The following is a 13,342-nucleotide window of genomic DNA, read 5'->3' on the forward strand; positions in this document are numbered from 1 at the left end:
AGTCTCCTTACTTTCCTTTGAGCATAGAGTTCAGCAGGCGGCTCAATGCGCCTACGAAAAGGATGGGCGGCAATGCGAGCAATACCGTCGACGCGTTGATGACGCCCCACGGCACCTCTTGCCCAAGCGATGTAAACGCAGAGGCCACGACGGGAAGCGTCGCGCTGTGCGACGATGTCAGCGCGAGGCCGATCATCAGTTCATTCCAGACCAGCACGAAGCTGAAGATGATTCCGCCCATCAACGTACTGGCGCAGGTCGGCAGCGCGACGCGCCAGAACACTTCATAGGGGCCGCAGCCGTCGAGCGTGGCCGCTTCCTCGATCTCGCGCGGCACGCGCTGGAAGACGGGGATCGACAACCAGGTGATCGTCGAGAGCGTTGTCAGCAGGTAGGTGACGATCATCGACAAGCGTGTGTCGTACAGCCCTAGGTCGACCCAGATCGCGATCAGCGGAATCGCAACGGCGACGGGCGGCAGGAAGCGGAGCGACAGCAGGAAGAATTGAATATCGCGCTTGCCCGGCACGTGATAGCGCGCAATCACATAGGCAGCCGGCACGCCCAGCACGGTGCCGAGCAGGACTGCCGTGCCGACGATCACGGAGCTGTTGCCGAGCGCAATCAATACCTCGGGACTGGAGATGACCTGCCGATAGTTGTCGAGCGTCGGGGTAAAGAAGAAGCGCGGCGTCGACGTCACGATATCGAGCAGGTTCTTCAATGAATTGAGCACCGCCCAGAACACGGGGAAAACGGCAACCAGCGCCAGTGCCACGCCAAACAGGAGAACCGTGCTGCGAGGGATCAGTCTTCCCATTTGTTCACCCGTTTCCAGATAAAAGTGAAAATCAACGTTGTCGCGACCATCATCAGCACGGCCATGCTGGACGCGTACGAAACCTTGCCCGACAATCCAATGCCTTGCGAATACGCATACATGTCGAGGGTTTCCGTCGAGACGCCAGGACCGCCCTTGGTCATGACATAGATGAGGTCAAACGATCGAAGCGACTCGACCATCTTGATGAACACGAGGCTCATGATGGGCGCCTTGAGCATCGGCAGTGCAATGTATGCATAGACTTGCCACGTCTTTGCATAGTCGAGCCGCGCGGCTTCGAGCGGCTCCGGCGGCAACGTTTCGAGCAGCTTGAGCACGACAACGGAGAAGAAAAGCCCCCACTGCCAGATATCGACGAGCGCCACCGCGTACAGCGCAAGGCTCGGGTCGGAAAGGAACGCGGTGTTCTGAACGCCGACAAGGCCGAGCATCCAGCTCAGAATGCCCGTCAGCGGCGAATACATGAACTTCCAGATGAACGCGGCCGACACGCGCGGCAAAAGCACGGGCGTAATCAGCAGCACGCTGATCGCGTTGCGCATCCGGCCGCGAACATGCTCGAACAGATAGATGGCGATGACAATCCCGACCAGCACCGCGCCCACGACGGTGACGAATTCCCAGATTGCAGAAACCTCAATCGAGTTGATGAAACGCCGGTCGGCAAAGAGGCGAGCGAAATTGCGAAACCAGACGTACTCGCTATCCTGATAGCGCAGCACACGGTTTCTCAACGCCAGGTTGATCGCCGCAATAGTGGGTACCAGTCCCAGTACCGCCATCAGGATGAGTGGCGGAACGAGGAACACGAACGGAAGGCTGGTCTTTCCGCGATTGAACATTCAACACCTCGGCGGCCAACGAAGCCGGAAGGCCACACGGTCTTCCGGAACGGATCGAACGCGGGCAGAGCCAATGCCCTGCCCTCATCTGCACGCGCTACTTGCGCGCGTGCTCCATCGCATCCTGCGCATACTGCGCAGCTTCGTTCAATGCGCCCGGAACGTTCTTCTGTGTTCCCGTGAAAACCTCTTCGAGTGCAACGCCGAGGTTGTCGCCGATATCGGGCCACTGCGGGCTCGGCCAGAACGTCACCTTCGATACAGGCGTCGTGTCCTTCAGGCCAGCCAGGATCTGCGGCTTGACGTGTTTCTGGAAGTAGTCGCTCTGGACCGTGCTCGTGCGGTTATAGTCGCTAAACACGTTCTCGCGCAGACGCGCCTGTTCCTGTTCCTTGCTCGTCGCAAACGCGATGAACTTGCCAGCAGCCTGCCGCGTGCATTCGTCCTTGGCGCCCACCGAGGAAATCGCAAGACCGTGCCCGTACGCGGCCGAAGGCAGCGGCGCAGGCGGCCGCGCATAGCCCACCTTGTCCGCCACACTCGACTTCGACGGATCTTCCATCCAGTCGGCAAACGGCGTCGATTCGATCATGAACGCGACCTTGCCGGAGCGGAACGCTTCGAGCGCATTGCTCCAGTCGTACGTCGCCGATCCCGGCGGCGCGTACTTGAAGAGGTCCGCGTATAGCTGCGTCGCCTTCACGGCAGCAGGGGAATTGAACGCGGGTTGCTGATTCTTGTCCGTCCATGTGCCGCCTTCCGCAAGCATGAACGGCGCCCAGCGCCAGACGTTCATGCCGGAGCCGCGCTGTCCGCGCGCCACCCATCCATACATGTTCGGCGGCGAATTCAGCTTCTTGATATCGGCGACGAGTTCGTCCATTGTGCGCGGAACGGGCATGTGCGCCTTTTCAAGCAGATCGCGCCGATAGAACAGGAAGTCCGATCCGCCGATCAGCGGCGCGAAATAGGCGACGCCCTTGTAGCTGGCGACGGCGCGACGACCCGGCAGGAAGTCGTCGTAGTCGGCGTCCTTCGGGTAGTACTTCAGCAACGGGACGACCCAGCCAGCCGACGCGAACTCGGCAACGTTCGCTTCGTCCACGTAATACACCTGATACGAGCCCGCGCCCGTCGACGCGTCGAGGCGCGACTTGGCCCGGCGATCGTTTTCGCCGAAGTAGCTGATTTCGATTCGGGTGCCGGTGCGCTTCTGGTAGTCCGGCAGAGACTTCTCCATGACGGTCAGACCGAGACTCTTCTGGGCCAGCACTCTGAGGACGGGAACGTTGCACGATTGCGCAAACGCCGTCAGAGGCAGGGCCGCGCCGACGAGGGCACACGCTGCGGAATAGCGGAACCTGTTCACTGCTGTCTCCTGTTGGATTTTTGTGTCGATCGCGTTGTCATCCTCGGGCCGGCTTCGACAAACCCGTGGATACGATGCGTAAGTTAACACCCGGAAAATGCGCGATCCACGCCAAAACGGGTCAGCAGTTCAATACTTTTTGCTCAGGTTTTGTGTGCGGCGCAAAAATTTGTGTAGACGTAGAACGTCACTGCCGCGATGGCGTCTCGCACATGTGATTCGCATTCGTCGCGCATACACTCGATGAACGCCTGCTGGACCGCCGTGCGGAGGCAGTCGGTACGCACCGTGTCGCCGGGAGCGCGGTCCGACTCGGGTGTCTTCAGTTCCAGCGCGACCCTGTCACGGCCGGTAAGAACCGCCTCACGATCCCCCATGCACCTGTTGCACCCATTCCCGATGATCGCTCATGCGTTCGACCAGAAGGTCGATCAGCGTGCGGACCTTCGCCGAAACATAGCGCCTATGCGGATAAATCGCATTGATCGCGAATTCCGCAAGCTTGTACTCCTCGAATAGCCGAAGCAGCGCTCCGCCAGCGATATCGTCGGCGACAAGGAAACTCGGGGCCACCAGTATTCCGATTCCATCAAGGGCGAGCGATCGCAACAGTTCCGCGCTGGTGGTGGTCAGGTTGCCGCCTACGCTGACCGTCAAGGTTTCTCCCGAAGGCGCCTCGAACCGCCATTCGTTGCCCGAAGGAAAGAACTGGTATTGAAGGCAATTGCGCCCCGCCAGCTCGGACGGGTGGCGGGGCGCGCCGTGGCGTGCGAGGTAGGAAGGCGAACAGCAAATGACCTGGCGCCAAGGTGTCAGGCTTCTGATGATCAGCCCGGAATCTGGCGGCGTCACCGTGCGCAAGGCCAGGTCGTAACCGTCCTCGATGAGATCGACCGCACGCTCGCCGGTGACTAGCTCCAGGCTGACAGAGGGATACAAGGTCAGGTACTCGGAAAGAATCGGAGCGAGGAAACGCACGAGATGCGTATTGACATGCAGCCGTAGTTTGCCGCGCGGGCTCGTCTGCATCGTTTCGACGATACGGTCCGCGTCGTCGAGTTCACTGAGGATCTGACTGGAGCGTTCGTAATACAAACGGCCGATTTCCGTGAGCCTCACCTGGCGCGTTGTCCGGTTGAAGAGCCGCACGCCCAGCCGGCCCTCCAGGGACTGCACGTGTCGGCTGATCATATTCGCCGACAGATCGAGGCGACGGCCGGCGGCAGAGAAGCTGCCGCATTCCACGACCTGGCAAAACGCTGTCAAGCTCGTCAGCCGATCCATCGATTATCTCTCCGTGGTTCAAGGTCCTTGTCGTTTGCGGGTGATTATCACACGGTGGCTACCTGTTCATACTGCAATCAACAGGAAACGACGGCGTCCTGTCCGAGCGGCACCACGCCGCGAGGCAGAGAAGACCCGGCTGATTTGAAACGGAGACAACGATGCAACTGCAAAATGAACGGCCATTGGCCTTTTTCCCGCAACAGGACGGCTCGCGGGTTCCGTACAAGGTGTTCAGCGACGAGGAGATCTACGCGCTCGAGCAGGAGCGCATCTACCGCGGCCCGACCTGGAACTTCCTGGGCTTCGAAGTCGAGATTCCCAACCCGGGAGACTTCAAAAGCACCTTCGTCGGCGATACCCCTGTTGTCATGACGCGCGCAGAAGACGGCACGCTCGCCGCGTGGGTGAACCGCTGCGCTCACCGTGGCGCGATCGTATGCCGGCTCCAGCGCGGCAACGCGCTCTCGCACAGTTGCGTGTATCACCAGTGGAGCTATGGAACGAAGGGCAACCTCCAGGGCGTGCCCTTCCGACGCGGCCAGAAGGACGCGACGGGCATGCCGAAGGACTTCGACCCGCAGCAGCACAGTCTTCGTCAATTGAGAGTGGAGAGCTACCGGGGCCTGGTGTTCGCAACGTTCAGCGACACCGTCGCGCCGTTCGCAGAGCACGTCGGGCCGGCGATGCGCCACTATATCGACCGGCTGTTTCACAAGCCCATCGTCTATCTCGGCTGCACGCGACAGTACTCTGACAGCAACTGGAAGCTCTACACGGAGAACGTCAAGGACCCCTACCACGCCAGCCTTTTGCATCTCTTCACCGCGACGTTCAGTATTTTCCGCGTCGGAATGAAGGCGCATTGCGCGGCCGATGATGTCGATGGGCTGCACAGCATCATCTTCGTCGGCCGCAACGAGGAAGAAGCGAACTCCGATGTCTACAAGGAACAAAAGATCCGCTCTTACGACGAAGGCTTCCAGCTCGAAGACCCTTCCATCCTGGCGCTGGAAAAGGAATTCGATGAACCGGCCAGCACGGCGATCCAGTCCATCTTTCCACAACTGATCCTGCAGCAGATTCACAACACGCTGTGCGCGCGGCAGCTACTGCCGAAAGGCCCGAACCACTACGAGCTGGTCTTTCATTATTTCGGCTACGAGGACGATACGCCCGAGCTGCGCGCGCTGCGCATCAAGCAGGCGAATCTCGTGGGCCCCGCGGGCTACGTATCGATGGAGGATACCGAGGCGACCGAACTCGTGCAGCGCGGCACGGCACGCGACGGCGACGAAAACTCGGTCATCGAGATGGCGCGTTCCGCTCCCGACGAGCAAAGCACGATGATCACCGAAAACCTGATCCGGAAATTCTGGGTGGGCTACCAGAAACTCATGGGATTCGAGCAAGCCGTTTGCCAGGCCACGGAGTAACACGATGGAAGAGATCAATACCAGACTGCGTCTCGCCGCTCTTCAGGATAACTATATTTCGGCGATCGACAACGACAAACTCGAAGAATGGGCCGCTTTCTTCACGGAAGATGGCTTCTACGAAATCGTCTCGAAGGAGAATGTCGAGCAAGGGCTGCCCGCGCCCATCATCCATTGCGACAGCGCCAGGATGATACGCGACCGCGTGCTCTCGCTGCGCAACGCGAACATCTACGAAAGGCCATCGTATCGGCACTTCCTGTCCGGCATGCAATGGCAGCCATGCGAAGACGGCTGGACGATGACCACCAATTACCTGGTCGTCAACACGGTACAGGACGGATCGACCAGCATCTATCAGGCCGGGCGCTATATCGACCATGTGGTGAACACGCCCGACGGACTGCGCTTCAGGAAAAAGCGCTGTGTCTTCGACACGTCGAGAGTGCAAACGCTTCTCGCCTATCCGATCTGAGAGGAAAACAAAATGGCTGAATGGACAGATGCCGCGGCGGCATCCGATGTTGCCGAGGGCGAAGTGCTCGGGGTCGCCGTCCGCGAAACGCCGATCGCCCTTTTTCGACTGGCCGACGAGGTGTATGCGCTGCGCGACCTGTGCTCCCATGGCCATGCGCGCCTGTCCGAAGGTTTCGTCGAGGGCGACTGTGTCGAATGTCCGTTGCACCAGGGACTCGTCGGCATCCGCGACGGCTCGGCGTGTTCGGCGCCCATCACGGAACCCGTACAGAGCTTTCCCACCCGAATCGTCGGCGACCGCGTCGAAGTATCGCTCTGAGGAGACCCCACATGTCGAACGAAGACGAAACCTTCATCATTGTGGGCGGCGGTCAGGCAGGCGCCTGGCTCGCCCGGACGCTGCGCGCCGAGGGAATCCAGGGACGTGTCGTGCTGATCAGCGAGGAGCGCCACTGGCCCTACGAGCGCCCGCCCCTCTCAAAGGGATTCCTGGACGGCACATCAGCGCCCGACAGTTTCACCCTGTTGACGGCGCAGTTTGCGATAGCCGAGCGCATCGAGTTCTGGCCGGCCACACAGGTCTCGCGAATAGACCGCTCGAAGCGCACCGTGATCTGTTCCGATGGACGCTCGCTGAACTATACGAAGCTTTTTCTCGTCACGGGCGGCCGCCCAAAAATGCTGCCGGGGATGCAGGTCGAATGCCCTGCGCGCATGCATGTCCTGCGAACGCAGGACGATGCGTTGCGGCTGCGTGCCGCGCTGAAGGAATCGCGCCATCTGCTCGTTATCGGTGGCGGCTGGATCGGACTCGAAGCCGCGGCGACAGCACGACGTTCCGGCGTCAGCGTCACGATACTGGAAGCCGGTTCACGATTGTGCGCGCGCACTGTGCCGACGATCGTCTCCGATTTTCTGCTGGCAATGCACCAGAGGAACGGCGTAACCGTGAAGACCTCCGCCGCGATTTCCACGCTACGGGTCGGCGAATCGGGCGTCGTCGCACAACTCGCAAGCGGCGAAACGGTCGCTGCGGATCACGTGCTGGTGGGCATCGGCATCAGCCCTAACACCGGCATCGCTGCAGCCTGTGGCATCGAAGTTCGCGACGGCATCGTGGTGGACAAGCAGGGACGGACTTCCGATCCCGACATCTTCGCTGCTGGCGACGTTGCCCTGCATCCGAGCGACTTCGCTGGCGAGGAAATCCGCCTCGAAAGCTGGGCAAACGCGCAGAACCAGGCGATCTGCGCAGCACGGGCAGCGCTCGGCAAGGACCACCAGCACACGGAGATTCCCTGGTTCTGGTCCGATCAATACGCGACCAATCTGCAGTGCCTGGGACTGCCGCACCGCGCCGCCCATGCGGTGGCGCGTGGCGACCCGCAGGCCGGGAACGGATGTTGGCTATTCCTGATGCCGGGCGGCCGGTTAGCCGGTGCCACCGGGATCAACGCGCCAAGGGAGACGCGGATGCTGCGCAAGGCATTCGCCCAGGGGCACATGCCCGATCCCGTGGCATGGGCGGATAACGCGCGCCCATTGAAGAGCCTGCCGATGATTCCGTCGTCGGGCACGCCGAACGGAAAAGCGATGCGATGAGCAGCCGGTTGAGCGACACCAACGAGGCGAAAAACCTCGATGGCATTCCCTGTCGCTGTGCCTTTCGGTCCATCTCGCGGATGTGGCCATAAACAGCCAATAGCAAACAAGGAGGAGACCCGGTTATGTCCACCGTCCACACTATCGACGTCCAGGCCTATGTCGACGGACAAAAAATATCGCCGTTCCAGTCGGCCGTGGTGGCGCTTTGCTTCGCCGTGGTCGCCATCGACGGCTTCGATACGGCGGCCGTCGGATTCATCGCGCCGGCCTTGCGCGCCGAATGGGGACTTGCCCCAGCCCGGCTCGCGCCGCTCTTCGCAGCTGGACTACTTGGCCTGATGATCGGCGCAATGGTCTTTGGTCCCATCGCAGACAGGATTGGCCGCAAGCCCGTGCTGTTGCTGACGACTGCATTTTTCGCGGTCGCGAGCCTGCTTTCGACAACCGCCGCGGATATCCACTGGCTGACATTCTGGCGTCTCGTCACGGGTATCGGCCTTGGCGGCGCCATGCCGACGGCCACAACGCTGACGGCGGAATACTGCCCTGGCAGGACCCGATCGCTGACGATCACAGTCATGTTCTGCGGCTTTACCCTCGGCGGAATGCTGGGCGGTCTGGCCTCGGCGGGGTTGGTCGAAGATCATGGATGGAAGGCGGTCTTCATGCTCGGCGGACTCGCTCCCCTTGTGCTTCTCGTTTTCCTTGTCTGGTTTCTGCCCGAATCGCCCCGCTACCTGGCAATGAAGGGTGGGCACGACGGACGTATCGCCGCGATTCTGTCGCGGATTCAAGATGCACCGGAACTCTTGAACGCGCATTTCCTCCGCCCACAAGTGTCGGCGGGCTCGCCCGTCCGCAAGCTGTTCGCCCCGGGGCTCGCACGCGGCACCATCCTGCTGTGGCTTACCTTTTTCATGAGTCTGCTCGTCTTCTATCTGCTCACGAGCTGGTTGCCCACGCTTTTGACGGGCGCGGGCCAAAGCTTGCGAACGGCAGCGCTCGTGGGCCTCGTGCTACCGCTCGGCAGCACGGTAGGAGCGGTTGTCATCGGATACGGAATGGACAAGGCGGACCCGCATCGAGTACTCGCCGCCAGCTATGTTCTTGGCGCGGTCTCGATAGCGGCGCTGGGCTATGCCACGCCCTTCCCGACGCTTCTGGTGCTGACCGTGTTCGGCGCCGGAATAGGATCGGGCGGCGCCCTCATCGGGGTCAACGCGCTAACTGCGTCCTTCTATCCCACGGCTAACCGCGCTACGGGGGTAAGCTGGGCGAATGCCATAGGGCGCACCGGGTCGATCTTCGGTTCGGCGATAGGCGGCTATCTCCTTGGCCGGGGCTGGTCGATGCTTGCGGTATTCACCGTCGCAGCGCTGCCCGCGTTGATCGCTGCAATCACGATCTTGGGCAAACGCCGTATCGGCATGAACAGTTCCGCCCCGTCCGAGCCGCAACATGCGTGATGGGTCACTGCGGCACAAACCGGCTCTGTCGCGATAAGGGCAACTGGCGAAGAACGTTTCCGATATGATGAGGACTGCCTACGCTGCCAGCGAGTAGAATTGCTCAGCTGCACTCATTCGGATGTCGCCGTCGTTCATCTGCCCTTTGGCGATCATGTGCATGATCTCGATACCGCTGAGCAGGATGCCCGCGCAGCGGAAATTCTTGAACCCGAGCATTGGTCGAGCGATGCGCTCCACGGCACGGTGATCCTGCTCGACTATGTTGTTCAAATAATTTGTCTGGCGGATCTTGATCGGCTTGTCGCGCTCAGCATTGATGGCTTCAAGCGCGGCCAGGTTGGCGCCGCTCTTTGCAACCTCCGCGCTCGTCACTCCGCGACCGCCAACCCGACAGAGCCCCTCGCACAGGCTATTTCTCCGGACTGAGCCCGCCCCAACGGTTATCGATGCTTCGATTGACTGCCTCCGGAGCATACTTCGAAAAGAACACGCGAGTCGCCTCGTCAACTTCCTCGATAGCCATCACAGTCAGGGCCGCGAACTGCTGGCGCAACGCTTCCCGGTTCAGACCGCGCGAGGATCGCCATTGCTCACGAAGGGCTTCCACCTTGTGTATCCAGCGCATTTCCATGGCATGGAAAAACCCTCGCAGTTCCGGCTGACGGTCATTGAAAGATGAGCCCAGGTAATCCCCTTTGGAGGCATCGAGCCGGTTCTGGCTGCGCCACCAGAATGAAGCAGGATCGAACGCAGGCTGCCCGAAGCTGGCAGGATCCGCAACAGGCATGGCGCCCGGAAGCTCCAGCGTGCGCGGGAACGACGATGCCTCCAGAAATATCGGGATGTAAGCACCTGTACAAGGTGTCAGCGGCGTCCACCAGACCACAGCCAGGTCTTCCGCGTCGGCCCCGAGGTCGGCCACAATGGAGCCCGCCGTGTTGCCCCAGGTAAAACCGGAAGGGTGTTCATGCATGCACAGCGTGTGGAAGTCCGGACGAGCAGCGTTGAAACGTGGCCCGTCCAGAAAGGTGCCCTCGAGATGATCGCGCAATACGCCGAATGCGACTTGCCAGCTTACGCCACCAGCGGCAGTCGCATTCCTCAGCAATTGCTCGGATCTGCGCTGGCGAATCCGGGAAACCTGAAGTGGCACGTTCGGATCACCATATACACGCGCATAGTCGAATGGTGTAGCTCCGTCCATCCAGTTCTGCGCGATTGCATTGGAAACCAGTCCTTCGCTGCTAAGGTCATAGTGACCGCGGATTGACGGTTCGTTGCTAATACTGCATACCCCTGAAGTAATGCGTCGCGCGACCCATTGCCGCCCCGCTGTCTCCAGTACCCAGGCTTCCCGCGGATCCGCTATCAGATAGGAGTTGTCGTACGCGCCGTCAGATGCTCTTAGGCCGAACTTGCCGGAGGCCCATTGGCCGTAACGCTCCAGCAGATCCGCTATTAACCGGACCGCTGCCTCGGCCGTCGACGCGCGCTCCAGGCCGAGGCGTACGAGTTCCATGCCGATAATACCGTTACCGCCGCTTTCCTCACCCGCTTCAACGATTGCGTCAGCCAGCGGGCGTGTGAACTGTGCTTCGTTACCGATCACCACGTGATGCTCGTTGATACCGAACTCATAGCCCCAGCACCAGAAGGGAGACGCTCCGATGTGCCGGAACGCCGGCGCATCCGGGACGGTCACGTGAGCGAGTCGCAGTTCGCTGCCAGCCTGCCGTCGCTCGTGAAAACGCAAAGGCTGGGCTTCTCCTGCCGGTCGGTCACTGTTCTTACCGAACAGCAGGTGGCCGTTCGCGGCGGCATCGGGTAGTACGATAAACGAGTCGCAACTGAAGGGCTGGTTTCTCATACACGCCCCGCAGTTGCGCGAATTTCACGCTGTACAGGCGTGTAGTAACGACCACCCGTAGCCGCGGTGAGAACGACATGAATAACGGGGCCGACGATCATTGCGACGAACGATGCATAGGTGATCGGAAAAGCACCCAGAATGCCTGCCCCACCGACCGCCACTGCCATCCCCAGCGAGATAAGACCGCATGGATTCCAAGGACGTACATCACTTTCGTGAAACTCGATGTTTTCAGCGCGACCCAACTTCATTAGCTTGCGACAAACAAAATAGTCGGCGAGTAAAATCAGCACCCACGTGTTCGTCAGTACGCCAGTAATAGCCAGAAAAGTGCCAAGATGGTTTATCACGTTACCCGCGTAGAACACCACACCGAACAGCCAGATCGCGAACATCCACCAAGGCCGGCCAGGACGGATCCGTGCTGCGACGTCAAAGCCACTGGCGAGCGTTATCGAGCCGCCGTAGAGATTCATCACATTGATGCGGATCTGCGTGACAACAACGAATATCGCCCCCAGTGCGCCCATGAGGTGGACAAACACGAAACCAGGATCCTGCGCTTTCTGCTCGCCAAATGTTCCAACAAGGCCCGAGCCGAAGTACGCACCCAAAAAGATCACGACAAACATCGGGATTAACTCCAGCAGCATGATGGTCGCTGTGCCACGATAACGGATCGTCCTGGAGGCGAATCGGCCATAGTCCGTGGCCATCAAACCCTGGAAAATCATCTGTCCATTGGCGAAGCTCATGGCTGCCGCAAGACTCGCAGTGGTTGGGCCTCCGCTATTGACGAATGCGTGCGCTGCCGCACCAGCACCGCTGTGTTGCCTTGCCATCTGCATCACCGCCCATATCAACAAGCCGACGAAGATCGGAAATCCCCACGTCTGAAGTATTGACATGGCGTACATGCCGCGCCAGACAAGCGCTACGGTCAACAGACCAACCACCGCAAAGATGGCGACGCCTCCCCATGAATCGATCCCCACACCGAACTGATAGGCAATCGCGTGGGAGACGATGGTTCCTTCGTAGAGGAAATAGAAAATGAAGTTGACTGCATAAATAAAAGATGTGAGCGCGGCCCCCCTGCTTCCGAACCCCAGTCCCCGCGAAATAAGGCTCTGTGACAGCCCTTCTCGGCTCGCCATTCGCATTGTCAGCGCGCCGATCACCAACGCGCCTCCAAAGAAATATGAGATCGGTATGAGCATGGTCTGCCAACCAACCATGAAATACTGTTGAGCTCCGAACGAGAAAAAGAACATCGCGGTGGCGTTGCCCAGCAGCACGAGACTAATCGCTGGTACGGGCCAACGCTTCTCCGCAGGTACACGATCGATAGAGTAGCTTTCGATCTGGTCATCAATGGACGCCTCCGGTCCAGTAAACATATTCTTCAAAGACATCAAGCGCCTCCAAAATTTTCCGTTTATATAGTTGTACGAATTAAGTAAATCACAGCTATGAATACCATCGATAAATCTTTTTTGCTTTCCTATCTCTCGATCCTGCTCAACAACAAGAGTATGTTGAATACAGCGTTCTCAACCGTCGACAGTAACCTGGATTTCCTTCACAAGACCTTGTCCGACACAGAGGACATGCTGTCCGGAATGCCAGACATCATCGCGACGCAGAGCGCTTCAATCGACGTTCGCTGCTGCATGCTCAACGAACGGAGCCGATCGTATGCCTGATCTTCGTTCAGATCTTCCCTTTTCATCAAGCAAAGTAGAACCTTGAAGACAATACGACGTGCCTTGACGCGCTCGGACATCTCGTTCAGCTCTGCCCTACTGCGACTTCGTTGCATGAAATTGTGTTCGGCCTGCATCAAGGCCAAGTACGTTCCGTTGGATCGAACAGGCTTGACCAGGAACGCAACGGCACCGCGCGAGAGGTTCCACTGAATACGTTCCGGTGTTTCTGTGCCGATCATTGCAATGAGCGGCACCTCAGGCCGGTCCGAGTACCAAGGAAAGGCGTCGCGCTTTTCAGCGTCCGCGTCGAAAAAACAGAGGTCCGCAAGCGGCCATGGGCTCAAATCATCGGCGGCACGGCAGTCGACTGTCATGCCAAGTCTCGCCAGCTGGGTGCTCAGCAGTCGGCGATTGCTGTCATCCTTGTGCACGATGAG

Annotated in this window: 12 protein-coding genes and 1 pseudogene; 5 read left to right on the top strand and 8 right to left on the bottom strand. The window is 59.7% G+C overall.

Features of this window, described 5'->3' with window-relative positions; all coding sequences use genetic code 11:
- Positions 1–7: 7 nt before the first annotated feature.
- From VSR68_RS31840 to VSR68_RS31855, 4 genes are all read right to left on the bottom strand, one after another.
- Positions 8–820, bottom strand: coding sequence for a carbohydrate ABC transporter permease (locus VSR68_RS31840; protein WP_342943593.1), 813 nt, complete (start codon positions 818–820; stop codon positions 8–10).
- Complete coding sequence (locus VSR68_RS31845; RefSeq protein ID WP_342943594.1) at positions 808–1,686, bottom strand: sugar ABC transporter permease; 879 nt, start codon at positions 1,684–1,686, stop codon at positions 808–810. The genes VSR68_RS31840 and VSR68_RS31845 overlap by 13 nt, the downstream gene beginning before the upstream one ends.
- 97 nt (positions 1,687–1,783) lie before the next feature.
- The gene (locus tag VSR68_RS31850) at positions 1,784–3,055 is read right to left on the bottom strand and encodes a sugar ABC transporter substrate-binding protein (protein WP_342943595.1); all 1,272 of its coding nucleotides are present in this window, start codon (positions 3,053–3,055) and stop codon (positions 1,784–1,786) included.
- A gap of 363 nt (positions 3,056–3,418) precedes the next feature.
- Positions 3,419–4,339, bottom strand: coding sequence for a LysR family transcriptional regulator (locus tag VSR68_RS31855; RefSeq protein ID WP_342943596.1), 921 nt, complete (start codon positions 4,337–4,339; stop codon positions 3,419–3,421).
- Positions 4,340–4,500: 161 nt separating this feature from the next.
- On the opposite strand from VSR68_RS31855, the gene andAc reads away from it, so the two are divergent.
- The 5 genes from andAc to VSR68_RS31880 all read left to right on the top strand — a co-directional run bounded on the left by andAc (position 4,501) and on the right by VSR68_RS31880 (position 9,323).
- Complete coding sequence (gene andAc, locus VSR68_RS31860; protein ID WP_342943597.1) at positions 4,501–5,775, top strand: anthranilate 1,2-dioxygenase large subunit AndAc; 1,275 nt, start codon at positions 4,501–4,503, stop codon at positions 5,773–5,775.
- A 4-nt stretch (positions 5,776–5,779) separates the two neighbouring features.
- Positions 5,780–6,250: an anthranilate 1,2-dioxygenase small subunit AndAd gene (gene andAd / locus VSR68_RS31865; protein ID WP_342943598.1), complete on the top strand. Its 471-nt coding sequence runs from the start codon at positions 5,780–5,782 to the stop codon at positions 6,248–6,250.
- Between the two features lie 12 nt (positions 6,251–6,262).
- Positions 6,263–6,571, top strand: a complete 309-nt coding sequence (gene andAb, locus VSR68_RS31870) for an anthranilate 1,2-dioxygenase ferredoxin subunit AndAb (protein WP_342943599.1) — start codon at positions 6,263–6,265, stop codon at positions 6,569–6,571.
- 11 nt (positions 6,572–6,582) lie between these two features.
- Entirely contained in the window at positions 6,583–7,854 is a 1,272-nt protein-coding gene (locus VSR68_RS31875; RefSeq protein WP_342943600.1) for an NAD(P)/FAD-dependent oxidoreductase, read from the top strand.
- A gap of 125 nt (positions 7,855–7,979) precedes the next feature.
- Positions 7,980–9,323, top strand: a complete 1,344-nt coding sequence (locus VSR68_RS31880) for an MFS transporter (protein WP_342943601.1) — start codon at positions 7,980–7,982, stop codon at positions 9,321–9,323.
- A gap of 78 nt (positions 9,324–9,401) precedes the next feature.
- Here VSR68_RS31880 and VSR68_RS31885 read toward each other — a convergent pair.
- From VSR68_RS31885 to VSR68_RS31900, 4 genes and pseudogenes are all read right to left on the bottom strand, one after another.
- A pseudogene (locus VSR68_RS31885) lies at positions 9,402–9,683 on the bottom strand (DDE-type integrase/transposase/recombinase); the annotation flags it as partial.
- 52 nt (positions 9,684–9,735) lie between these two features.
- Entirely contained in the window at positions 9,736–11,193 is a 1,458-nt protein-coding gene (locus tag VSR68_RS31890; RefSeq protein ID WP_342943602.1) for a C69 family dipeptidase, read from the bottom strand.
- Positions 11,190–12,611 carry a hypothetical protein gene (locus VSR68_RS31895; RefSeq protein ID WP_342943603.1) on the bottom strand — a complete coding sequence of 474 codons (1,422 nt, stop codon included), beginning with the start codon at positions 12,609–12,611 and terminating at the stop codon, positions 11,190–11,192. Before VSR68_RS31895 ends, VSR68_RS31890 begins: the two co-directional genes overlap by 4 nt.
- A 167-nt stretch (positions 12,612–12,778) precedes the next feature.
- Positions 12,779–13,336, bottom strand: a complete 558-nt coding sequence (locus tag VSR68_RS31900; protein ID WP_342943604.1) for an ANTAR domain-containing response regulator — start codon at positions 13,334–13,336, stop codon at positions 12,779–12,781.
- Positions 13,337–13,342 lie beyond the last annotated feature (6 nt).

Source organism: Paraburkholderia phymatum (assembly GCF_038900715.1).
In the GTDB taxonomy this organism is placed as follows: Bacteria; Pseudomonadota; Gammaproteobacteria; order Burkholderiales; family Burkholderiaceae; genus Paraburkholderia; species Paraburkholderia phymatum_A.